18 protein-coding genes are annotated in these 22,405 nt (G+C 61.4%); 17 read left to right on the forward strand and 1 reads right to left on the reverse strand.

What is annotated here, in order from left to right:
• Positions 1-18: 18 nt before the first annotated feature.
• The 10 genes from VES88_05890 to rodA all read left to right on the forward strand — a co-directional run bounded on the left by VES88_05890 (position 19) and on the right by rodA (position 13,086).
• Positions 19-2,157, forward strand: a complete 2,139-nt coding sequence (locus VES88_05890) for a protein kinase (protein HYN81014.1) — start codon at positions 19-21, stop codon at positions 2,155-2,157.
• A 116-nt stretch (positions 2,158-2,273) separates the two neighbouring features.
• The gene (gene rpsO / locus VES88_05895; protein ID HYN81015.1) at positions 2,274-2,534 is read left to right on the forward strand and encodes a 30S ribosomal protein S15; all 261 of its coding nucleotides are present in this window, start codon (positions 2,274-2,276) and stop codon (positions 2,532-2,534) included.
• 80 nt (positions 2,535-2,614) lie between these two features.
• Positions 2,615-4,924, forward strand: coding sequence for a polyribonucleotide nucleotidyltransferase (locus tag VES88_05900; protein HYN81016.1), 2,310 nt, complete (start codon positions 2,615-2,617; stop codon positions 4,922-4,924).
• Positions 4,921-6,195, forward strand: coding sequence for a pitrilysin family protein (locus VES88_05905; protein ID HYN81017.1), 1,275 nt, complete (start codon positions 4,921-4,923; stop codon positions 6,193-6,195). The genes VES88_05900 and VES88_05905 overlap by 4 nt, the downstream gene beginning before the upstream one ends.
• 28 nt (positions 6,196-6,223) lie before the next feature.
• Positions 6,224-7,339 carry an alanine dehydrogenase gene (gene ald, locus VES88_05910; GenBank protein ID HYN81018.1) on the forward strand — a complete coding sequence of 372 codons (1,116 nt, stop codon included), beginning with the start codon at positions 6,224-6,226 and terminating at the stop codon, positions 7,337-7,339.
• 6 nt (positions 7,340-7,345) lie between these two features.
• On the forward strand, positions 7,346-8,383 hold the full coding sequence (locus VES88_05915; GenBank protein ID HYN81019.1) for a rod shape-determining protein: 1,038 nt from the start codon (positions 7,346-7,348) through the stop codon (positions 8,381-8,383).
• 7 nt (positions 8,384-8,390) lie between these two features.
• On the forward strand, positions 8,391-9,575 hold the full coding sequence (gene mreC / locus VES88_05920; GenBank protein HYN81020.1) for a rod shape-determining protein MreC: 1,185 nt from the start codon (positions 8,391-8,393) through the stop codon (positions 9,573-9,575).
• Positions 9,575-10,063 (forward strand): rod shape-determining protein MreD, encoded by a 489-nt coding sequence (mreD, locus tag VES88_05925; GenBank protein ID HYN81021.1) that lies wholly within the window; start codon positions 9,575-9,577, stop codon positions 10,061-10,063. Before mreC ends, mreD begins: the two co-directional genes overlap by 1 nt.
• The gene (gene mrdA / locus VES88_05930) at positions 10,060-11,838 is read left to right on the forward strand and encodes a penicillin-binding protein 2 (GenBank protein HYN81022.1); all 1,779 of its coding nucleotides are present in this window, start codon (positions 10,060-10,062) and stop codon (positions 11,836-11,838) included. Before mreD ends, mrdA begins: the two co-directional genes overlap by 4 nt.
• Before the next feature lie 3 nt (positions 11,839-11,841).
• On the forward strand, positions 11,842-13,086 hold the full coding sequence (rodA, locus tag VES88_05935) for a rod shape-determining protein RodA (GenBank protein HYN81023.1): 1,245 nt from the start codon (positions 11,842-11,844) through the stop codon (positions 13,084-13,086).
• A 108-nt stretch (positions 13,087-13,194) separates the two neighbouring features.
• On the opposite strand, the gene VES88_05940 is transcribed toward rodA, so the two are convergent.
• Positions 13,195-13,608 (reverse strand): four helix bundle protein, encoded by a 414-nt coding sequence (locus tag VES88_05940; protein HYN81024.1) that lies wholly within the window; start codon positions 13,606-13,608, stop codon positions 13,195-13,197.
• Between the two features lie 237 nt (positions 13,609-13,845).
• Between VES88_05940 and accD the strand changes: the two genes are divergently transcribed.
• The 7 genes from accD (at position 13,846) to guaA (ending at position 22,136) form a co-directional block, all read left to right on the forward strand.
• Positions 13,846-14,709: an acetyl-CoA carboxylase, carboxyltransferase subunit beta gene (gene accD, locus VES88_05945; GenBank protein ID HYN81025.1), complete on the forward strand. Its 864-nt coding sequence runs from the start codon at positions 13,846-13,848 to the stop codon at positions 14,707-14,709.
• Positions 14,694-15,971, forward strand: a complete 1,278-nt coding sequence (locus VES88_05950) for a folylpolyglutamate synthase/dihydrofolate synthase family protein (protein HYN81026.1) — start codon at positions 14,694-14,696, stop codon at positions 15,969-15,971. The genes accD and VES88_05950 overlap by 16 nt, the downstream gene beginning before the upstream one ends.
• Before the next feature lie 53 nt (positions 15,972-16,024).
• Positions 16,025-17,323: a histidine--tRNA ligase gene (gene hisS, locus VES88_05955; GenBank protein HYN81027.1), complete on the forward strand. Its 1,299-nt coding sequence runs from the start codon at positions 16,025-16,027 to the stop codon at positions 17,321-17,323.
• Positions 17,316-18,785, forward strand: coding sequence for a proline--tRNA ligase (gene proS, locus VES88_05960; protein HYN81028.1), 1,470 nt, complete (start codon positions 17,316-17,318; stop codon positions 18,783-18,785). The genes hisS and proS overlap by 8 nt, the downstream gene beginning before the upstream one ends.
• Positions 18,786-18,874: 89 nt before the next feature.
• Entirely contained in the window at positions 18,875-20,107 is a 1,233-nt protein-coding gene (gene lysA, locus VES88_05965) for a diaminopimelate decarboxylase (protein ID HYN81029.1), read from the forward strand.
• Complete coding sequence (locus VES88_05970) at positions 20,107-20,595, forward strand: YfcE family phosphodiesterase (protein ID HYN81030.1); 489 nt, start codon at positions 20,107-20,109, stop codon at positions 20,593-20,595. Before lysA ends, VES88_05970 begins: the two co-directional genes overlap by 1 nt.
• The gene (guaA, locus tag VES88_05975) at positions 20,592-22,136 is read left to right on the forward strand and encodes a glutamine-hydrolyzing GMP synthase (GenBank protein HYN81031.1); all 1,545 of its coding nucleotides are present in this window, start codon (positions 20,592-20,594) and stop codon (positions 22,134-22,136) included. Before VES88_05970 ends, guaA begins: the two co-directional genes overlap by 4 nt.
• Positions 22,137-22,405 lie beyond the last annotated feature (269 nt).

Raw genomic sequence — 22,405 nt, forward strand, 5'->3', positions numbered from 1 at the left:
TCCCCATCCGATGTCCAGATGACCGCAGCACAGCCCATCTCAGAGTCAACCGTTGTCGGCGGCCGCTACAAGATCGAGCATGAGGTCGGTCGCGGCGGCATGGCCGTGGTCTATCGCGCGCACGACACGAGACACGACCGCCCGGTTGCGATCAAGGTCCTGCACCCCGAGGTCGCGGCCGCACTCGGCACGACGAGGTTCTTCCAGGAGATACGTCTCGCCGCGCGCCTGAATCACCCGCACATCATCACGCTGCACGACTCGGGCGAGACGGACGGCACGCTTTACTACGTGATGCCCTTCATCGACGGGGACAATCTCAGGGCAAGACTCGACAAGCAGGGAAGGCTTCCCGCCGACGAGGCTGTGGATCTCGCGCAGCAGATCGCGAGCGCCCTCGATTATGCGCACCGGCTCGGCGTCGTTCATCGCGACATAAAGCCGGAGAACGTGATGATCTACGAGGGTGAGGCGCTCGTCGCCGATTTTGGAATCGCGAAGGCGGTCAGCGTAGCCGGTGGGGCAAACCTCACCAATACCGGCTTCGCGATCGGAACGCCGGCCTACATGAGCCCCGAGCAGGCGGCGGGACAGACCGACCTCGATGGCCGCAGCGATGAATACAGCCTCGCATGCGTTTTGTACGAGATGCTCACCGGCGAGCCTCCGTTCACTGCGTCAACGCCCCAGGCGTTGATTGCGAAACGCTTTACCGATACGCCACGCCCGGTGAGCGCAATCGTTCCCGCAATTCCGGAATACGTTTCGGTCGCTGTTCGGCGAGCGTTGTCGCGCGACGCGAGCGATCGATTCCCGACCGCCGCCGATCTCTCCATTGCGCTCGAGCCGCAGCAAAAGAAAGTGGACGAGAAGCCGTCGATCGCGGTGCTTCCATTCAGCAACATGAGCACCGATCCTGAGAACGAGTTCTTCAGCGACGGAATTGCCGAGGAGATCATCAACGCGCTGACCAAGGTGCAGGCTCTCGAAGTCGTCTCGAGAACGTCTGCGTTCGCGTTCAAGGGAAAGAATCTCGACATGCGTGAGATCGGTCGGCAGCTCGGCGTGAAGACTCTTCTCGAAGGCAGCGTCCGGAAGGCGGGGAACAGGCTCCGCGTCACCGCTCAGGTCATCGACGTCGACACGGGCTATCATCTCTGGTCCGAGCGGTTCGACCGCGAGATGGCGGACGTGTTCGCTATTCAGGACGAGATCGCCGAGAACATCGTCAAAGCCTTGCGCGTCGTTCTCTCGAAGCGAGAGGAGTCTGCGATCAAGGCGGCGCGGACGAGCAATGTGCGCGCGTACGAGTATTACCTTCGCGGCCGTCATCTCTTTCATCAGTGGCGGCGGGAATCCTGGGACGGGGCCGACGACATGTTTCGTCGGGCGATTGCTCTCGATCCGGATTACGCCCTGGCGTACACGGGGCTCGCCGACTGCTCGGCGACCCGCTACATGTATTTCAGCGGCGGCGAGGAGGCACTGCAGCAGGCCGATGCGGCGAGCCGCCGCGCCGTCGACCTCGACCCCACCTTGGCCGAAGCCCACGCGGCGCGAGGCCTCGCGCTCTCGTGCCAGAAGCGTCTGGACGAAGCCGACCAGGAGCTCAAGCGCGCGATGGAGCTCGATCCGACTCTGTACGAGGCGCCCTACTATTACGGACGAATGCTTCAGATGCAGGGTCGCTTCGCTGAGGCTGCAGGCTACTTCGATCGCGCTGCCTCACTCCGCGAAGATGATTTTCAGGCTGCGGGACTGGCACACACTATTTATCGCGATCTTGGTCGCACCGAGGACATGATAAGAGCCGCAAAGCGGTGTGTCGACGCGGCAAGGCGCGAGATTGCGGTCAGTCCCGGTGATTCACGAGCGTTGCAGCTCGGAGCGCTCGCGCTGCATGACCTCGGCGACACTAAGCTGTCGAAGGAATGGGCTGATCGCGCGATCGAAGTGGACCCGAATGAGGTCAGCACGCTGTACAACATTGCCTGCCTGTTCTCCATTAGCGGCGACCAGGATCGGGCGTTGGACCTGCTCGAGCGGGCGGTCGATCTCGGGTGGTCACGTGCGGAGTGGCTGAAGGCTGACCCCGATTTCACCGCGGTCCGCGGCCATCCGCGTTATCTGGCGCTTCTCGAGCGGCTCGGCGGCTGAACCGAAAACGCTCTTCATGTTAAGCCTTTACAGGGGCCCGTAAGTCGGCTAAATTTCAAGGCTTACGAGGATTCAAAGACACCAGCGCGCATAGGCGCGCGGAGAGCACAGCACCAATGGCATTTCAGAAAACAGCTACCGTCGAAAAGTACCGTACACACGGCACCGACACCGGCTCGGCCCAGGTCCAGGTTGCGATTATCACCGAGAACATCAACTACCTGACCGACCACTTCCGGGCTCACGCGAAAGACCATCACAGTCGTCGCGGATTGCTCAAGATGGTCGGAAGACGTCGCCGCCTGCTGGATTACCTCAAGCGGACCGACCTCGAGAGCTATCGCAAGATCATCGCTGATCTTGGACTCCGTTACTAAGCTGATTGTCTGATTGTTCGCGCGCGGGAGCACGGTGCTTCCCGCGCGCTTTGTGTTCTCTACAAAAATGAAGGAAAGAAATGCAACGCATTGAACGCGACTTCGCGGGCAGGAAGCTCGTCATCGAGACGGGCCGCATGGCAAAGCAGGCATCAGGCTCTGCAGTAGTTCAGTTTGGCGAGACGATGGTTCTCGCAGCAGTGACGGTCAGCGACACCGAAAGTCCGCTCCCGTTTTTCCCACTTCTCGTCGAGTACCGTGACAAGGCCTACGCCGCCGGCAAGATTCCCGGCGGATTCATCAAGCGTGAAGGCCGGCCGCACGACTCCGAGATCCTCAAGGCCAGAATCATCGATCGCTCCATCCGGCCGCTGTTCCCCGATGGATTCAAGAACGAGGTTCAGGTCTTCATCTATGTAATCTCCGCCGACCAGCAGAACGACGCTGACGTGATCGCGCTGCTCGCTGCGTCGTTTGCCATCAACACGTCGAAGATCCCGTTCATGGGGCCGATCGCCGGTGTTCGAGTCGGACGCGTACAGGAGAACTGGATCCTCAATCCGACGTTTCAGCAGCTCCCGTACAGCGACATGGACATTGTTGTCGCGGGCTCGAACGACTCGATCATGATGGTCGAGGGCGGAGCGATCGAGGTTCCCGAAGCGGACATCCTCGAGGCGATCAGCGTGGCACACGGCGGCATCAAGGACTTGATCGCGATTCAGGAGGAGATGCTAAACAAGGGTCGCGCTGCCAAGATGCCCTGGACAAAGGCATCGTCCTCCGACGAGCTGGAGACACGCGTCAAGGCGCTCGCCGAGGGTCCCATCAGCTCCGCGATCAATCAGCCTGAGAAGCACACCCGCATCCAGTCGGTCGAGCGAGCCAAGAAGGACGTTGCGAAGGAGCTCATCGATGAGTTCCCCGAGAACAGCAAGGACATCGCGGCTCTCGTGGAAGACATCGAGTACAACACGCTCCGCTCGCAGGTTCTCGACAGCGGAAGGCGCGTCGACGGACGTGGCCCCAGGGACGTGCGTGAAATCACGATTGACTCGCAGGTGCTGCCGCGCGCGCACGGGTCGGCGCTGTTCACCCGCGGACAGACGCAGGCGCTCGTCGCCGTCACCCTCGGTACCGCGAACGATGTGCAGCGTCTCGACAGCATCGACGAGGCGGGCGAGTCGACGAAATCGTTCATGCTGCATTACAACTTCCCGCCTTTCTCGACAGGCGAAGTTCGGCCTATGCGCGGCACGAGCCGGCGTGAGATCGGACACGGAAATCTCGCCGAGCGGGCGCTGCAGAGCGTGCTGCCGCCCTTCGATGAATTTCCGTACACGATTCGGATCGTGTCCGACATTCTCGAGTCGAACGGATCATCGTCCATGGCATCCGTGTGCGGAGGGTCCCTGGCACTCTTCGACGCGGGAGTCCCGATTCGCGGTGCTGTTGCCGGCGTCGCGATGGGTCTCATCAAGGAAGGATCGAAGTACGCGATTCTCACTGACATTCTCGGTACCGAGGATCACCTTGGTGATATGGACTTCAAGGTCGCGGGCACCGAGACGGGTGTGACATCCATTCAGATGGACATCAAGATTCAGGGCCTCGCCCTCGGGATCATGGAAGAGGCGCTTGCCCAGGCCCGCGAAGGACGCCTTCACATTCTGAACGAGATGAAGAAAGCGCTGCCCGAGCCGCGCGCTGATCTCTCAGCTTTCGCGCCGCGGATCGTGACGCTCAGTATCAGCCCGGAGAAGATCGGTGAGCTGATCGGGCCCAAGGGAAAGACCATTCGAGGCATCCAGGAAGAGACCGGCGCCGAAATTACAGTGGACGATGCCGGCCTCGTGACGATTGCGGCAGTGGGCGGCGAAGCGATGGAGCGCGCACGGCAGATGATTCAGGCGCTTACAGCCGAGCCCGTCATCGGCGAGACCTACGAGGGCACGGTGAAGAGCACCACTGCATTTGGCGCATTCGTCGAGATCATGCCTGGCACCGAAGGTCTGGTCCACATCTCGGAGCTGAAGCATGGACGCACCGAGAAGACCGAAGACGTGGTCAAGAAGGGCGATCGAGTGAAGGTGAAGCTTCTCGAGCGCGACGAGCGCGGGCGTCTCCGGCTTTCGATGAAGGCCTTGCAGCCGAAGCCGGAAGGTGGCGCTTTCGGCGATGCCCCAGGCGATGTGTCGGGTGGCAGTACTGGAGGAGCCGGCGGGTCGCGGGCCGAACGTGGCACCGAGGAAACTGCCACGGGCGGCGATGACAACTACGCGCCATCCGAGGGCGAGGCGACAGCTGCCGTCGGTCAACGTGAGGATCGTCCCCGGCGACCCCGCGGCGGCCGCTCTCCGCGAAGCGGCGGAGGTCGCGGGCGAGAGTGACCGTTGTCGCGACGGACGATGTAACACTTCGCCGCACCGTTTTGCCGAACGGCTTGACCGTACTCTCGGAGCACATGCCGGGAGTACGGTCTGTTGCGTTGGGGGCCTGGGTACGTGCGGCGTCGCTCCACGAAACGCCCGCGACGATGGGGCTCTCGCATCTGCTGGAGCACATGGTCTTCAAAGGTACGGAGCACCGGTCGGCGAAAGAGCTCGCGGTAGCGCTCGAATCAGTTGGTGGATCGCTCGACGCCTACACGTCGCGCGAGCACACCGCCTATCAGGCCCGCGTCCTCGATGAGCACGTCACGATCGCTGCAGACGTGCTTGCAGATCTCATCTTCCGTCCACTTCTACGCCAGTCGGACCTCGATCTCGAGCGCAAGGTAGTGCTGGAGGAGATCAGCACTGTCGAGGACACTCCCGACGATCTGGTCTTCGAGTTGCACGGCGCCCAGCTGTGGGGCGAGCATCCCTACGGCTATCCGATACTGGGAACCCGCAAGACCGTTGGCTCGTTCACGACGAGCGACCTTCGCGCGCTTCACAATCGTGCTTATCATCCCGACCAGGTGGTCGTTGCGGCCTCGGGCAATGTCGAGCATGACGAGCTGATCTCGATTCTCGACGCGACCGGATGGGCAAGTGTTCCAGCCGGTGGGCAGTCGCGACTGCGAGCCATCCCGGCGACGCCGGTTCTTCCGTCGATCAATCATTTCCGGCGCAAGGGCGCTCAGACGCACATCGTCTTCGGCTCCGCGACTGTGCCACACGGTGATCCGCGGCGGTATGCACTCGCGCTCGTCAGCACGCTGCTCGGCGGCGGCATGAGCTCGCGTCTCTTCCAGCGCGTGCGCGAAGAGCTCGGACTCGCATATGCCATTTACAGCTTCCAGTCGTTCCATCACGATGCGGGAGTTCATGGAGTCTACGTCGGTACGGCACCCGAGACCGCCGCACTCGCGATCGATGCAATTCGCGATGAGCTCAACCGTGTCGCGTCGGAAGGAATTCCCGAAGAGGAGCTCGTCGCTGGCAAAAACCAGCTAAAGGGTCAGATTACACTGTCGCTGGAAAGCGTCTCGTCGCGCATGTACCGGGCTGCCGGTGTCGAGCTATACGACGAGGAGTTCCGTTCGCTCGATGAAGTTCTCTCATTGATTGAATCGATTGATAACGAGAGTGTCCTCGCGGTTTGCCGTGATTTCTTTGCGCCGGAACGACAGACGGTGGTGAGCCTGGGTCCGGACGCCGCCCCGCAATCTGTCTGACCACACAACGTCAACTCACCACCATCCAATGAAGATCGGCGTTCCCAAGGAGATCAAGACAAACGAGAATCGCATCGCGCTCGTTCCCGCCGGGGCGGAAGCTCTAGTGGCCGCCGGCCACGACGTGTTGATCCAGCATGGTGCAGGCGAGGGCAGCGGCTTTCCGGACGAGCTTTACACGAGCGTCGGAGCGCGCATTGCGCGCGACGGGCCCACCGTCTGGCGCGATTCGGACATGATAATGAAAGTGAAGGAGCCAATCCGCCGCGAATGGCCGCGAATGCGCGAAGGCCAGACGATCTTCACGTATTTCCATTTTGCCGCTGACGAGGCGCTGACTCGCGCGCACATGGACAGTGGCGCGACCTGCATTGCCTACGAGACGGTCGAGCTCTCAAACAGAGAGCTGCCGCTGCTCACTCCGATGTCCGAAGTTGCCGGGCGTATGGCCGTGCAGGAGGGCGCAAAGTATCTCGAGCGCCTCTACGGCGGGCGCGGCGTTCTGCTTGGCGGCGTGCCGGGGGTGGCTCCGGCAAAGGTCGTCATACTCGGCGGCGGTGTCGTGGGGATCAATGCAGCCAAGATGGCCGCCGGAATGGGGGCCAAGGTGACCGTTCTCGATCTCTCACTCGAGCGGCTCCGGTACCTGTCGGACGTGATGCCGGCGAACGTCACACTCATCTATTCCAATCGTCATAACATACTAGAGCAGATCTCGACGGCGGATCTGGTTGTGGGCGCTGTTCTGATTCCCGGCGCTGTCGCACCGCGTCTTATTCGTCGTGAGGATCTCAAGACGATGCAGCCGGGATCAGTGATAGTCGACGTCGCTATCGATCAGGGCGGATGCGTGGAGACCATACATGCCACGACCCACGAGAACCCGACGTATGAAGTGGATGGCGTTATCCACTACGGAGTGGCGAACATGCCTGGCGGAGTACCTCGCACGTCGACTCTCGCGCTCACGAATGCAACGTTTCCCTACGCGATGAAGCTGGCCAACCTCGGCTGGCAGGAGGCCCTTCGTGAAAGCGCACCACTGCGCAAGGGCCTGAACATCGTCGGCGGACAAGTGGTGTACCCGGCGGTTGCCGAGGCATTCGGTTTGCCTCTCGCAAGCGTCGATTCATATTTCACCTGAGACTAAATGCGCTGGCCCTTCTTCAAGGCGGGATCGCTCTTCCCCGCGAACGCGATCGCCGTAGACCTCGGCACCGCCAACACCCTTATCTACGTGAAGGGCGAAGGCATCGTTCTCAACGAGCCGTCGGTTGTCGCGCTCGACCGCGAGACCAAGAAGATCAAGGGCGTTGGCCTCGAAGCCAAGCGCATGCTGGGCCGCACGCCGGAAGGAGTCATTGCCGTCCGGCCGATGAAGGACGGCGTCATCGCGGACTTCGACGTCACCGAGAAGATGCTCCGATATTTTCTCGCGCTGATCATCGAGAATCACTTCTTCAAGGTGAAGCCTCGCGTGATCGTGTGCGTGCCCTCCGGAATTACCGAAGTGGAGAAGCGCGCGGTGCGTGACTCGGCTCTTGGTGCGGGCGCCAAAGAGGTATTCATGGTCGCCGAGCCCATGGCGGCTGCAATCGGCGTCGGACTCCCCGTGGAGACGCCAACCGGCAACATGGTTATCGACATCGGCGGGGGAACAACAGAAATTGCCGTCATCGCGCTGTCGGGAATCGTCAGCGACACGTCGATTCGCACCGGCGGCGACGAAATCGACATGGCGATCCTTCAGTCGATGCGAAAGAACTACAACCTCCTGATCGGAGAGTCCACCGCGGAGCAGGTGAAGATCCAGATTGGCTCCGCGTATCCGGTTGGCGAGGAGCGGGAGATGGAAGTGAGGGGTAGAGACCTGGTGTCGGGAATTCCGAAGAGCGTCAGGATACATTCCGCTGAGATCCGCGATGCGGTGCAGGAGCCGATTCAGCAGATTGTCGGCGCAGTGAGGCGGGCGCTGGAGATCACGCCTCCCGAGCTCGCTGCGGATATTGTCGACCGGGGTATAGTGATGACGGGTGGCGGCGCGCTGATTCGAGGTCTGGATGTGCTCTTGCAACAGGAGACTGGCCTGCCGATTCACGTGGACGAGGATCCGCTGACTTGTGTCGTCCGGGGCACCGGTCGCATTCTCGACGACGAGGAAAAATACTGGTCTGTACTAGCAACCTGAGGTTGCAGTGGCACGCGCAATACGAAGCAGCAGCAGTCGAATTGATCTGATAGTGCTCGGGACCTGCGCCCTGCTGGCTCTGGTAGCCCGCGGCCTTCCGCCGAACCTGCGAGATCCGGTGGCGACGTCGATGCGGCGCACATTTCTCGCGCCGCTCGTGATGCTGCAGGAGCGGGCCGAAGCAAGCCGACGCTCACTCCTGCTCGACAAGGAGCGCACGGCGATTCGCGACAGCGTCACTCTTCGCGCCATGCAGGTGAAGAGCCTCGAGGACGAAAACGAGCGCCTGCGCCAGCTGATCGGCCTTGGCTCTCGGCTCAGATGGGGATTCGTTCCCGCCGAGGCGATTCACGGTCGCGGAGTTCGCGACGTGACGACGATGACTCTTACGGCCGGATCGCTGGCGGGGGTGCGGAGGCTAAGTCCGGTAGTATCGTCCGAGGGCGTGGTGGGGATGGTCACCGACGTCGATCCGACGATGAGCCAGGCGATGATCTGGACGCATCCCGATTTCCGGGTTAGCGCGATGTCGGAGGACGGCAGTGCCTTCGGCATAGTGCAGGCGCATCTGGCGAGTGCGACGAGCGGATACCTTATGGAGCTGCGCGGCATTCCATTCCGCACAGCGCTCAAGCCGGGAACTCTCATCGTGAGCTCCGGCCTCGGCGGCGTCTGGCCGCGCGGCATTCCCATTGGCCGCGTAATCGAAGAAGTAAAAACTTCGGAGGGCTGGGCGCGAACGTATCTCATCAAGCCGGCGGTCTCGCCAGCCGACGTTGGCGCGATCATGATCCTCCGCACAGAGCGGGCGACGAAGGAATTGGACAACGTCTGGAGCAGCGTCACGGCAGCAAACCAGGCAGCGATGCGGATTGTGCAAGCGGGCGATTCGGCGGCGAAGAGCGCGGCACTCGCCGAGGCGGCCGCGCGTCGTGCCGCCCTCGACACGACGGTAAGAGACACAACGGCCGGCGGGCAGATTCCCGGCGGGCTTCCGCCGGAGCTGCGACCGGACACCCTCGGCACCGCGGGACCCGTCCTGAGCGATTCTGCCGCGCGGGCTGCCGCGGCGAGGCGGGCGGCTGCAGCCAGGCGAGCCGCGGCACGGCGCGACTCCGCACGGCGCGATTCGATCAGTCGCGACTCGTTACAGCGTGACTCGCTGGTGCGAAGTCCGACCAGGGGCAACTGATGACCCTTGGCGGTACGCTGCGCGCCGTTGTAACGTTCGTAATACTGGTCCTGCTGCATTACACTCTCCGCCCGCTGCTCGGGTGGCGCGCTCCGATGGACTTTCTGCTCCTCGCTTTGCTCCTCGCTTCGATTCGCGTTCGTCCGGCCGTCGCTGCACTGATCGGACTCTCGCTGGGGCTCGTCGCCGATTCGCTCACGCCCGAATCTCTGGGGGCCGGCGCAATTGCAATGACCGTCGTCGGGTACGTCGCGTCGTGGCTCAAGGCCGTGTTCTTCGCTGACAACCTCGCGCTCAACGCATTCTTCTTCTTTCTCGGAAAGTGGACGTTCGACCTCATCTACTTTGTCGTTGAGCAGCGGCTTGGCGGCATCGAGCTCGTGCAGCAGGTGCTCCTCTGGTCTCCGCTGTCCGCCGCGGCCACGGCAACTGCCGGTGTGCTGCTTCTCCTGATCATGCGGCCGATGCTCGAGCCGGCGCGGGCATGAGCTTTCATCCAAACGACATCGCGCGGCGAACCCAGCTCAGCTCGGTTGCGCTGGCCGCGGGATTCATCCTGCTGCTCGGAGCGTTCTTCCGGACGCAGGTGCTGGATCATCGGAGCTACGTCCTGCAGTCGGAGGAGAACAGGCTCCGTCCCATACCTCTCCCGGCGCCGCGCGGGATTATTTACGATCGCGCGGGAAAGATCATAGCCGAGAATCTCCCGGCATACTCCGTCTCGCTGATTGCGCCGAGCGAGGATTCTCTTCGCGCAACGATGAAGGTGCTGCAGTCGACGCTGCAGCTTACCGACGGTGACATCTCCGCCGCTATCAGGCGTTTTCGCCGGGCGCCGACGAGGCCGACCGTTGTCCTCCCGGACGCATCGATAGATGTCATCTCGGTTCTCGAAGAGCACCGGATCGATTTCCCGCGGCTCATCATCCAGTCCGTTCCGAAACGCTACTACCCGGATGGCCCACTGGTGGCATCCTTCGTCGGCTACACGGGCGAGATAACCGAAGACGATCTCAACAAGCCGGAATTCGCGGGCTACAAGCCGGGCCAGATTATCGGGAAGGGAGGGCTCGAGAAGCAATACGAGCCGATACTGCACGGGCGGGAAGGCGTGCGCTTTGACGAGGTCGACGCTCGCGGTCGGCCGGTACGCGGGGTCGGGCCGCGTCCCGATCTCGATGCGCAGGGCGCACCACCGATGAAGACGAACATCGACATGGACCTGCAGAGATACGCCGCATCACTGTTCGGTGACTCGCTGATGGGTGGGGCGATTGCCCTCGAGCCGAAGACCGGAGGCGTGCTTGCATTGTACAGCCACCCGAGCTTCGATCCCAATCGGTTCACGGGCGGCATCCCTCCTGACTACTGGAAGGAGCTGAACACCGATCCCCGGCGACCACTGTTCAACAAGGTGATCCAGGGGACGTATCCGCCGGCCTCGACCTGGAAGCTTGCTACTGCCAACATCGGCATGGAATTGGGTCTGGTGAAAATCGACACTCGTATGCCCATCGCCTGCTCGGGCGGCCTCCAATACGGGCGCCGGTACTTCCGATGCTGGGAGAAGCGCGGGCACGGCAGCCTGAACCTCGCCGGCGCAATCACGCATTCGTGCGACGTGTACTTCTACCAGCTGGGGCTTAGAATTGGACTGAACCGGCTCGTCGCTGGGGGAGTAGACCTCGGGTTCCGCGAGCGTTCGGGGATTGACCTTCCAAACGAGTACAAGCCAAGGTTTCCGTCGAAGGACGTAAAAACCTACTACGACCGGTTGTTCGGTCGAAACTGGAGCAATTCGGAGACGCTCAACCTGGCGATTGGTCAGGGTGCAAACTCACAAACCGTCGTCAGCATGGCGAAGTTCTTCACGAGTCTGGCGACCGACGGTGCTGCGGCTACGCCCTACCTTGTCGCTCGCCCGCCGGAGCGGACTCCAATAATGAAGCTCACACCCGACCAAATAGCGGGATTGCGAAGGGCAATGGCTGGAGTTGTGTCAGCCGGTGGCACAGCCGCTTCTGCAAATATCAAGGGTGTGGTCCTGGCCGGGAAAACGGGCACCGCTCAGAACACCGAGAGACCAGACGAGGATCACGCATGGTTCGTCGGATTCGCTCCGGCTGACGACCCGAAGATAGTTGTCGCCGTGTTCCTCGAGTTTGGAGAGCACGGTTACTACGCGGCGCGCCTGGCATCGAAGATCATCAGTTATTACCTAAAGGTGGATGTGAAACCGGAGCTGGTAGAAGCTGGCGGCTAAGTGATGCGACGCATAGTCGCGGACTATCCGCTCGTCATCACGGCGCTTCTGCTCTCGCTGTTCGGTGTGGCGATGGTCTATTCCGCCGGCCAGACCGATACACCTACTGCGGTCATGCGCGTCTACCGATCCCAGCTGCTCTGGCTCCTCGTCGGTATGCTCGGCGCGTACGGCATCAGCCGCTCGTCGGTGCGCTTCATCGAATGGGTGACGGTGCCGGCCTACTGGCTGTCGATCGCTCTGCTCGCGTTGACTCTCGTCATCGGCGCCGGAGCCGGCACCGCGGCGAGCACCAAGAGCTGGCTCGCAATCGGCGGAGTTCGAATCGGGCAACCCTCCGAGTTGGCAAAGGTCACAGTGGTCCTGATGCTTGCGAGGATCCTGGCTGCGAGGCGCGAGCCGCCGAAATCGATTCTCGACTTGTGGTGGCCCGCGCTCGTCGTGGCGATTCCATGGGTCATCATCATGCTTCAGCCTGACCTGGGCACCGGCATCGTCTTCATCGGGATCTTTTTTGGCATGCTGTACTGGTCGGGAGTAGCGTGGCCGCTGCTGCTCCTGCTTGCAAGTCCCGTCGTGAGTCTCATCCTGTCGTTCAGTACCGGGCTGTGGGGAGCGTGGTTTCTGGTGCTCCTCGCGCTCGTGCTGTACTACAGGCCGTACCTGGTCGAAGGCATCGTGTTGATGGTCGCCAACATCGCGACCGGCGTAATTGCCCCGATTCTCTGGGAGAAGCTCGCCCCGTACCAGCAGAACCGACTACGGGTGTTCATCGATCCTTCGGCTGACCCGCGCGCGTCGGGATACCACGTCATCCAGTCGAAGATCGCAATCGGATCCGGCGGGCTGTTCGGAAAAGGGTTTACACTCGGAACGCAGAAGCGACTGGCGTTTCTTCCCGAGCAGCACACCGATTTCATTTTTGCGGTTGTCGGTGAGGAGATGGGATTCATCGGGGTGACCATCGTGCTCACCCTGTTCCTCGTTCTCTTTCTGCGTGTCACGCAGATCGCGGGGCGCGCGAACGATTCCTTCAGCTCACTCGTTGCGTTCGGTTTGATGGCGAGCTGGTTCGTGCACGTGCTGGTGAATGTCGGCATGACGCTGAACCTGATGCCGATCACGGGTATTCCGCTTCCGTTTTTCAGTTACGGCGGATCGTTCATGCTCGCGAGCTGGCTCGCGATCGGGATACTGATGCGGATCTCGGGAGAAGGGCGAGGCAAGGCGGCGTTCAAGAAGAGCTAAGCTGCCTTAACTGAACAACTACCAAAGCGAAGAGCGTCCAGGGCGTAAAGCGTCGGGCTTGGAGCTGCCTACGACAATGACTTCCCTCATGCGCGACAACGGCATTGCCTACGACGATGACTCATCTTGCGGGCGCGACTTGTCATCTCCCTTGTCCTTTTCCGCTTTCCGATCGTTGATACGATCCAATAATCCGTAAAGCATCTTACGAACCTCGATAGTTTGCGCGGTTAGCTTCGCATAGTGCTTTGTCGACATGGCTTTGAGGTCGTGCGCAACGAGTAAATGATATTCGAGCTCACTTGCCGAGTTAACAGAGCTTCGAAGGTAGCGCGCGAATTCGGCCTCACTGGCTTTTCCTCTTCCTTCAACAATGTTGGCGCCGATCGACATCGCGGCGCGACTCATCTGATTTCGCAGGGATGAATGCCTTCGTGGGCGTATCTTCGCTGCGACATGATCTGTGTTGAGCGCTAAGGCGTGAGCTTTACGCCAAACATGAAGTTTCTTGAAATCCGCCATGTGTTGACAATGGCCCATACCGCGCGAGAACTGTCATCATTTGATTCCGACCGTGACGGTCGCAACGCCTGTCGCGCATTGAGGGAAGTCATTGTCGTAGGCAGCTCCAAGCTGGACGCAGTAGGCCCTCGACGCTCTTCGCTATAGCAGTTGTTCAGTTAACGGTTCCCCAAAAAACAAGCGTAGCCGGTTCGGGGTCGCTTGCTTGCTCATCCCCCCGCAACCACATTTTAGTGAATGGCCTGGTTTCGCAAGGAAAAGAAGCCCCGGCAGCCGCGGCGCGAGAAGCACGAGATCCCGCCCGACGCGTGGGACAAGTGCGTGAAATGCGGGCACACCGACCTCACTGAAAAGTTCGAGCGGAACCTGAACGTCTGCCCGAACTGCGACCATCACCGGCGCATCCGGGCCATCGAGTACGTGAATCTCCTGCTCGATGAAGGAACCTCCGAGGAAACCGAAACCGAGATCCGATCGACCGACCCGCTCGGCTTTCCGGAGTATCCGCAACGCCTCGACAAAGCGGTGTCGAAATCCGGCGATGGCGACGCGATCCTTACCTTCACCGGTAGGCTGCTCGAGCTCCCTGTTTGTCTTGGCGTCATGGATTTCGCGTTCATGGGCGGATCCATGGGCTCTGTCGTCGGTGAGAAAATCGCGCGTCTCGGTCAGAAAGCTCTGGAGCGGAAGTTCTCGCTGATTCTCGTCTCGGCGTCGGGTGGCGCGCGCATGCAGGAGGGGGTGCTCTCGCTGATGCAGATGGCCAAGGCCGCGGCGATGTTGTCGCAGCTTGCAGAGCGACGCATACCATACGTGTCGATTCTCACGAACCCGACGACGGGTGGAGTGAGCGCGAGCTACGCCATGCTTGGCGATGCGATTCTCGCGGAGCCCGGCGCTGTCATCGGGTTTGCCGGTCCGCGCGTCATCAAGCAGACAATCGGACAGGATCTGCCCGACGGGTTCCAGACCTCCGAGTTTCTCCTCGAGCACGGAATGGTCGATGCCGTCGTTTCACGGAAGGATCTCAAGCCCACCGTCGGTCAGCTTCTCCGGCATATGAGCGGCAAGCCCGCCGCCACGGGGTGGACAGCGGCCTGACGAGCTACCGCAGCGCACTCGACGAACTCTTCGCGCGCACCGGCAGCACCGCCAAGTTTGGACTGGACCGCACGCATGCGTTCCTCGCGCTGCTCGGCAATCCGCACCGTCGCTTTCCCTCGTTCCACATCGCCGGGACAAACGGCAAGGGAAGCGTCGTGGCTACGCTCGACACGCTGCTGCGTGCGAAGGGATTGAGCGTCGGACGCTACACATCGCCGCATCTGGTGGATTTTCGTGAGCGCATCGTCGTCGACGAGAAGCAGATCGCCGAGGACCAGGTTCTGGATTTCATTCAACGCTGGCAAGGCGACTTCGAACGTCTGGGAGCTACTTTTTTCGAGATCACGACAGCGCTTGCGTTCGAGCATTTCGCGTCGCGCGATGTAGACGTCGGCCTCGTCGAGACAGGACTTGGCGGACGCCTCGATTCGACGAACGTCATCATGCCCGTTGTAGCCGGGGTTACGTCGATAGGCATCGATCACGTCGACTATCTGGGTGATTCTCTCGAAGGCATTGCCGCCGAGAAAGCCGGCATCTTCAAACGGGATGTACCGGCCGTGTTCGGTCCGGCGGCCTACGCAGCACGCGCCACGCTTGTCTCTGTGGCGCACGCCGCTGGGGCGACACCGGTCCTTCAGTCAACCGAGCTCTACCGCCCCATCAATGTTCGTGTGGACTGGACCGGGACGACATTCGATGTCGAGCGCGGCGGTGAATCCGCAACTCTCACGACGGGGCTTGCTGGAGACCATCAGGCGATCAACGCCTGCACGGCGCTCGCGATGCTCGATGCTGCGGGTGCTCCGTACCGAACGAGTCTGACTGAGGCAGGGCATTCGCTGCCTGGATTGAAACTCCCCGGCAGATTTCAGCGAGTGGGCAAATTCGTCCTCGATGTTGCTCACAACCCTGACGGAATTCGCGCGCTCATGTCGACACTCGATTCCGTCAAGCCGGCGCGCCCCATCGTTGCGGTGCTCGGAGTTCTTCGCGACAAGGACTGGAGAGAGATGATGAGATCCCTCTGTCCCGTGGTGGACGCCACCATCGTGACGACACCAGCCAGCGCTTCAGCGGAGCGTGTCTGGGATGCCACCGAAGCGCTGAAGTTCGGCAGGGAAGGCGGATGGTCGGTGACGCTGGTTCCCGAGGTTGCGGAGGCAGTGGAGCGTGCCGCCAGCGAGGCAGCCACGGTTGTCGTCACCGGCTCGTTTCACACTGTGGGCGACGCGAGCTTGTTCGGCGGACTCAGGTAAGGCAGGATGATGAGTGTGCTTGCCGCACTCTCAGGAATCCATAGCTTTCCCTAATGGCGCAACGGGCGTTACCGGGATTCCGCGATTTCTACCCTGAGCAGCTGGCGGAGCGCGCTTATCTCATGAGCGTCTGGCGCCAGGTGATGCACCGTTACGCGTTCGTCGAGTTCGACGGGCCTCCACTCGAGTCACTCGACATCTATCGAAAGAAGAGCGGGGACGAGCTCGTCGGACAGCTTTACGCCTTCACCGACAAGGGCGATCGTGAAGTCGCTCTCCGACCGGAGATGACTCCGACACTCGCGCGAATGGTCGCCGCCCGCGCAAGCTCGCTCCGCAAGCCGGTCCGGTGGTTTTCGATTCCGCAGCTCTTCCGTTATGAGCGTCAACAGAAAGGGCGACTGCGTGAGCATTTCCAGCTCAATGCCGACATCGTCGGCGAGGCGGGAATCGCCGCGGACGCCGAGCTGCTGGCAGCGGCACTGGACGTGATGCGTACTCTTGGACTCGGTTCTGCGGACGTCGTTGCCCGCGTCTCTGACCGGCGGCTCCTCCAGTCGCTGCTTCTCAACGCCGGCGTAACGGAAGCCGATCTTCCGGCTCTCTACACGGTGATCGACAAGTACGAGCCCGACGGTGGCGAGGGCTCGCGCATGAAGCTCGAGCGAGCCGTGGGAAACGGAGCCATCGCAGACAGCGTGGACTCGATTCTTGCCTGCCGCGATGTCGCATCACTGCTGAAGCATTATGGCGATCTTCCGGGCACCGGCGAGCATATCGAGCGGATGCGACAGTATCTGCGGTACGTTGCCGACCTCGGGTTTGGAGAATGGGTTCAGCTCGATCTGACTATCGTGCGCGGGCTTGCGTATTACACCGGCACCGTTTTCGAGCTGTTCGATACTGCCGGCGAAATGCGCGCGATCTGCGGTGGGGGACGGTACGACAAGCTGCTGGAGACGGTCGGAGGTGTGGACCTGCCGGCGCTCGGCTTCGGGATGGGCGACGTCGTGCTCGGCGATCTGCTGAAGTCGAGAGACCTCATTCCAGCCACGGTGCCCAGACTCGATTTCTGGGTGGCGTCGGATGACGAGTCTCTCACCGGCGACGTGATGAGAATTGCCGGCGAGCTCCGCCGCCGAGATGTGAGTGTCGAGTACGCGCTGCACCCGCAGCAGCTGGCCAGGCAGCTCAAGTCGGCTGCTGCAGCCGGTGCGCGACGCGTCGTCATCCTGAAGCGCGATCGATTCGTGTTGCGCGAAGTAACCGTCCGCGATCTCCTCGTCGGGACGGAGCGGACGCTCCAGGTCGAGGAGCTCATGAGTACCTTGCATTCACAGTTAAATGGCTGAAGACAAGAAACTGACGACACGCGCCGCCGATTTCAGCGCGTGGTACAATGAAACCGTTCTCAAAGCCGAGCTGGCAGACTACTCGCCTGTTCGCGGCTGCATGGTGATCAGGCCGCGCGGCTACGGCATCTGGGAGCGTATGCAGCGCCAGCTCGATTTCATGTTCAAGGATACCGGCCACGAGAACGCGTACTTTCCGCTCTTCATTCCGGAATCCTTCCTCCACAAGGAAGCCGAGCACGTCGAAGGATTCGCCCCGGAAGTCGCAGTCGTCACTCACGGCGGAGGCAAGAAGCTCGACGAGCCGCTGGTGATACGGCCTACCTCGGAAACAATCATCTATGCGATGTTCGCCAAGTGGGTGCAGAGCTACCGGGATCTTCCACTGCTTATCAACCAGTGGGCAAACGTCGTCAGATGGGAAATGCGCACGCGCCTCTTTTTGCGAACGCTCGAGTTCCTGTGGCAGGAAGGTCATACGGCTCACGCGACCGAAGCCGAGGCCGAGGAGGAAGCGCGGAAGATGTTGGGCGTCTATCGCGATTTCATGGAAGGGTGGATGGCAATGCCGGTGGTTACGGGCGTGAAGACCGACTCGGAGCGATTCGCCGGCGCGGTGCGCACCTACGCGTGTGAAGCGATGATGCAGGACAACAAGGCGCTGCAGGCCGGCACGACGCACAACCTCGGTCAGAACTTCGCGAAAGCGTTCGACCTGAAGTTTCAGTCCGAAGCGGGAGGCATGGAGTACGCGTGGAACACGAGCTGGGGCGTTTCGACCCGGCTTGTCGGCGCTCTCGTAATGACGCACGGCGACGACTTCGGCCTTCGCACGCCGCCGTTCCTTGCGCCCGTCGAGCTGGTGATCGTGCCGATATGGCGATCCGATGAGGACAAGGCTCGTGTGCTCGAGGCCGCGGAGAAAGTTCGAGCGACGCTTGCGGCCTGGGAGCGGCGGAAGACGGGAAAGCTGCGCGTGCACCTTGACGACCGGGAGGGCATGAAGCCTGGCGCGAAATACTACGAGTGGGAGCTGCGCGGCATTCCTGTCCGACTGGAGATCGGTCCGCGCGACATCGACAACAATCAATGCGTGCTTGTGCGCCGCGACAATCGCGTCAAGCGCACGGTCACGCTCGACTCAATCGGTGAAGACGTCGCCGACCTGCTGAGCATGATGCAGACAGACATGCGAGTCGCCGCGTTCGAGCGGCGCGAAGCGAACAGCGTGCGCGGCGATGTGACGTACGATCGTTTTCGAGAGCTGATGGCCGGAGAAGGCGGCTTCGTTTACGCCGGCTGGTGCGGCGGGGCTGACTGCGAGGTGCAGATCAAGGAAGAGACAAAGGCGACAATACGAGTTCTGCCCGACGAGGAATTCCGTTCCGCCGAAGCTCCGACCAGCTGCGTCAAGTGTGCGCGTGCCGCGACAGCCGAAGCTTTGTGGGCGAAGGCGTACTGACTTTGGGAGTTGACGCCGCGGCCCGCCCGCCTCTCGATCCGAGCCTAGCGCAGGCCCCCGGCTTCCGACGCGAAGCAGGTGCTTCACTGTTGTGCGACGGTGTCTCGCTCGAGCTGATTGCCGAGCAGATAGGAACGCCGTCTTACGTCTACAGTGCGCCGGCAATTCGCCATCAGTACCAGCGCCTGGCATCGGCGCTCGACGGACTTCCGAATCGGCTTCACTACAGCGTCAAGGCGAATTCCAACCTCGCGATACTCGGGGTTCTGCAACAGCTTGGTGCGGGCGTCGACATCGTTTCCGGCGGCGAGCTTTACCGCGTACAGTCAGCGGGGTTCGCAGGCCAGGACATCGTCTTCAGCGGAGTGGGCAAGACCCGACGGGAGCTGGAGGAAGCTCTGACGGTCGGCGTCCTCCTGATCAACGTTGAATCCGAGGACGAGCTCGATCTCCTGAACAAGATCGCCGGCGAAATGAATCTCACGGCTCCGGTCGCGCTGCGCGTCAATCCGGAAGTGATGGTCGATACGCCGCATCCATACACGCGAACCGGTGTGAAGGGGATGAAATTCGGCATTCCCTTCGACGAGACTCTGGTTGTCGCGAAGCGCGCGCTGGAGATGAAGAACGTGCGGCTGATCGGGCTCGACATGCACGTAGGGTCGCAGATCTCGAAGTTCCAGCCTTATGAGATCGGCCTCGGCAGACTGCTTCAACTGCATTGGGAGATCAAGGTCGCCGGCGCAACGGAGCTTCGCTACCTGGATATCGGAGGCGGGCTCGCAGTGACTTATGACGCCGAGCACCCGATTGACGTCGATGGGTTTGGCGCCGCCGTTCGTCGGCTGGTCAAGCCGACAGGGCTCGATCTCATTCTCGAGCCCGGCCGTTTTCTCGTCGGCAATTCCGGAGTCCTGCTCACTCGCGTTCTCTACAGAAAGCGCAGTGGAGGAAAGGAGTTCATCATCATCGACGCGGGAATGAACGACCTGCTTCGCCCGTCGCACTACAACGCGTTTCACAGGATCGAAGCGGTCACGCCGCGCGGGGGCAAGGTGACCGCCGACGTCGTCGGGCCGATCTGCGAGAGCGGCGACTTTTTCGGGCTGCAGCGAGAAGTCGATGACGTCCTTCCGGGCGACCTGATGGTGGTGCGCTCGTCGGGCGCGTACGGATTTGCCATGGCATCGAACTACAACTCGAGGCCGCGGGCCGCCGAAGTGCTCGTCGATCTGGGCCGCTTCGGCACTGTCACCGAGCGCGAGGATTATCCCGATCTGGTGAGGAAGGAGCGGCTCGAGCCCGACTGGAGGCCGGCCTGATGCTCGTTGGACTCATCGCCGACACGCACGATCGGCTTCCAGCGATAAGCGAGATCGTCAAGCAGTTCTCCGACCGGGGGATCACGCTCGTGATGCATGCGGGCGACTACTGTGCACCGTTTTCGCTCGATCCGTTCCACGAAGCGGGACTCCCGCTTCTCGGAATCTTCGGGCGCAACGACGGAGATCATGAAGGTCTCAAGGCGCACGGGGCGCTCGGCATGGCCACGGAGCTGTACGAATCGCCGCACAGCTTCGACGTCAGCGGCCACCGGATTCTTCTCGTCCACGACCTGGGCGAAGTGAACAAGCGATCGATCGAGGGCCATGATATCGTCGTGCACGGCCTGACCCATCGTCAGGAGACTGTCACGCGCGGTAACACGCTGCTCGTCAACCCCGGTGAGGCCTGCGGGTGGCTAACTGGTCGCTGCACGGCCGCAGTGCTCGATCTCGACACGAAGCACGTCGACATAGTCGACTTGTGAGCAGCCGGATACTCATACTGGACTACGGCTCCCAGTACACGCAGCTGATCGCGCGCCGCGTGAGAGAGGCGCGGGTGTACTCGGAGATTCATCCGCCAACGCGATCGCTGGAATGGATTCGCGCGTGGAATCCGGCAGGGATAATTCTGAGCGGCGGGCCGAACTCGGTATACGGCGAGAATGTTCCCACGGCCGATCGCGCGCTCCTCGACATCGCTCCCATTCTGGGGATCTGCTACGGGATGCAGCTCATCGCGTACATCGAGGGCGGGGAAGTCAAGCGGGCTGGTAGGCGTGAGTACGGTAGAGCGGAAGTACGCGTCACCGAGCCCGATGAGATGTTCGCCGGATTCGAGCCGGGGGAAGAGTTCTCGGCGTGGATGAGTCACGGCGATCACATCGAATCGTCGCCCGCCGGATATCGCTGCACCGCATCGAGCGAGATCAATCCGCTGGCTGCGTTCCGTCACGAGACAAAGCCGATTTTCGGTGTCACGTTTCATCCCGAGGTGGCGCACACGCCTCGCGGGGGCGAGATCATCGCGAACTTCCTGTTTGGCGCGTGCAACGCCGAGCCAAGCTGGACTGCAGGCGCGTTTATCGAAGACGAGATCGCGAAGATTCGGGCCGCCGTCGGCTCGAGCGGAGTGATCTGCGGACTGTCCGGCGGTGTTGACTCAGCAGTGGCGGCCGCGCTCGTGCATCGCGCGATTGGAGATCGGCTGACGTGCATCTTCGTCGACACCGGACTGCTCCGGATGCACGAACGCGATCAGGTCGAGCGCACCTTTCGGGAGCATCTGGGGCTCCGGCTCGTGACCATCGACGCTGAAGAACGATTTCTGACCGCGCTTGCCGGAATCGAGGAGCCGGAAAAGAAACGCACAGCTATCGGTCACACGTTCATTGACGTATTCGAGTCCGCGGCCGCGGAGGTTGGCGGTGAGCAGGCATTCCTCGTTCAGGGAACGCTTTATCCCGACGTGATCGAATCGACTTCACCAAAGGGCGGGCCTTCAGTGACCATCAAGACGCATCACAACGTCGGTGGTCTCAAGCCGGGAATGAAGTTCAAGCTCATCGAGCCGCTGCGCGAACTGTTCAAGGATGAAGTGCGGAACGTCGGAAGAGAGCTTGGCCTCCCGGAGGAAATGGTTGGCCGGCATCCGTTCCCCGGGCCGGGTCTGGCGATCCGAGTGTTGAGCGACGTGTCGAAGTCGAAGCTCGACATCCTTCGCGAAGCCGATGCGATCTATCTAGAGGAGATTCGCGCAGCTGGACTCTACGACACCATCTGGCAGGCATTTGCCGTGCTGCTGCCGGTTCGCAGCGTGGGAGTGATGGGCGACGAGAGAACCTATGAGAATGTGCTCGGCCTTCGCGCAGTGACCAGCACCGATGGAATGACCGCTGACTGGTATCCGTTCCCGCACGAGGTACTGGCGAGAATCTCGAACAGGATCAGCAACGAGGTAACGGGGATAAACCGCGTCGTCTACGACGTGAGCTCGAAGCCGCCGGCGACCATCGAGTGGGAGTGACGTAACCGGAGCATCACGCGCCCGGCCTCTTACCCTCGGTTCAGTAAGGATCTGTTAGCTTGCCACAGAGACACAGAGGCACAGAGAACTGCGGGAAATGGGGGAACAGCACCCGCCACCTCATTTACGACCGCAGTTGTAGTTAACCAAAAAAAGGAAGACCTTCATTGTGAAAGGTCTTCGAGTCGCGCCGCGATCGCGCTTGTCGTTTCTCTGTGCCTCTGTGTCTCTGTGGCCAGCTCACAGATCCTTACGGAAACGAGTGCACG

This window comes from Gemmatimonadaceae bacterium, assembly GCA_035633115.1.
In the GTDB taxonomy this organism is placed as follows: domain Bacteria; phylum Gemmatimonadota; class Gemmatimonadetes; order Gemmatimonadales; family Gemmatimonadaceae; genus UBA4720.

Coding starts and splice junctions, on each gene's coding strand:
- VES88_05890 (HYN81014.1), top strand. CDS start 19: ATGACCGCAGCACAGCCCATCTCAGAGTCAACCGTTGTCGGCGGCCGC.
- rpsO (HYN81015.1), top strand. CDS start 2,274: ATGGCATTTCAGAAAACAGCTACCGTCGAAAAGTACCGTACACACGGC.
- VES88_05900 (HYN81016.1), top strand. CDS start 2,615: ATGCAACGCATTGAACGCGACTTCGCGGGCAGGAAGCTCGTCATCGAG.
- ald (HYN81018.1), top strand. CDS start 6,224: ATGAAGATCGGCGTTCCCAAGGAGATCAAGACAAACGAGAATCGCATC.
- VES88_05915 (HYN81019.1), top strand. CDS start 7,346: ATGCGCTGGCCCTTCTTCAAGGCGGGATCGCTCTTCCCCGCGAACGCG.
- mreD (HYN81021.1), top strand. CDS start 9,575: ATGACCCTTGGCGGTACGCTGCGCGCCGTTGTAACGTTCGTAATACTG.
- mrdA (HYN81022.1), top strand. CDS start 10,060: ATGAGCTTTCATCCAAACGACATCGCGCGGCGAACCCAGCTCAGCTCG.
- rodA (HYN81023.1), top strand. CDS start 11,842: ATGCGACGCATAGTCGCGGACTATCCGCTCGTCATCACGGCGCTTCTG.
- VES88_05940 (HYN81024.1), bottom strand. CDS start 13,608: ATGGCGGATTTCAAGAAACTTCATGTTTGGCGTAAAGCTCACGCCTTA.
- accD (HYN81025.1), top strand. CDS start 13,846: ATGGCCTGGTTTCGCAAGGAAAAGAAGCCCCGGCAGCCGCGGCGCGAG.
- hisS (HYN81027.1), top strand. CDS start 16,025: ATGGCGCAACGGGCGTTACCGGGATTCCGCGATTTCTACCCTGAGCAG.
- proS (HYN81028.1), top strand. CDS start 17,316: ATGGCTGAAGACAAGAAACTGACGACACGCGCCGCCGATTTCAGCGCG.
- VES88_05970 (HYN81030.1), top strand. CDS start 20,107: ATGCTCGTTGGACTCATCGCCGACACGCACGATCGGCTTCCAGCGATA.